Origin of the sequence: Paenibacillus xylanexedens (assembly GCF_007676705.1) — a bacterium.
GTDB lineage: Bacteria > Bacillota > Bacilli > Paenibacillales > Paenibacillaceae > Paenibacillus > Paenibacillus xylanexedens_C.
In genome coordinates this window covers 1-290 of the sequence record NZ_VEBF01000229.1, presented here as the reverse complement: position 1 = coordinate 290, position 290 = coordinate 1, and the positions used below count along the sequence as shown (strand labels likewise).

1 pseudogene is annotated in these 290 nt (G+C 55.5%); it reads left to right on the top strand.

Annotated elements, in window-relative coordinates:
• Positions 1–2: 2 nt before the first annotated feature.
• A pseudogene (locus FS628_RS33265) lies at positions 3–290 on the top strand (dihydropyrimidine dehydrogenase); the annotation flags it as partial.

The following is a 290-nucleotide window of genomic DNA, read 5'->3' as shown; positions in this document are numbered from 1 at the left end:
GGATGATGGATGGGAATGGGGTTGGAGCGAGGTGTGGACGTGTATGCTCGAGAGAAGAGTTATGTGAAGGTGGATGTGTGGTAAAGGAATGGTGGAAGGGGATTGGTATTGGTGAGTTGGAGGGTTATGGGAGGGAGTGGGGGGGAGGTAAGAATGAGGGGTTATTGGAGGGAGCGGGTGGGAATGGGAGAAAGGTTGGTGTTGTGGGAGGGGGTGGTGGGGGAGTGTGGGGGGGAGGTGAAGTGGGGGGTGGAGGGTATGAGGTGATGATGTACGAAGGCAAATGGAAA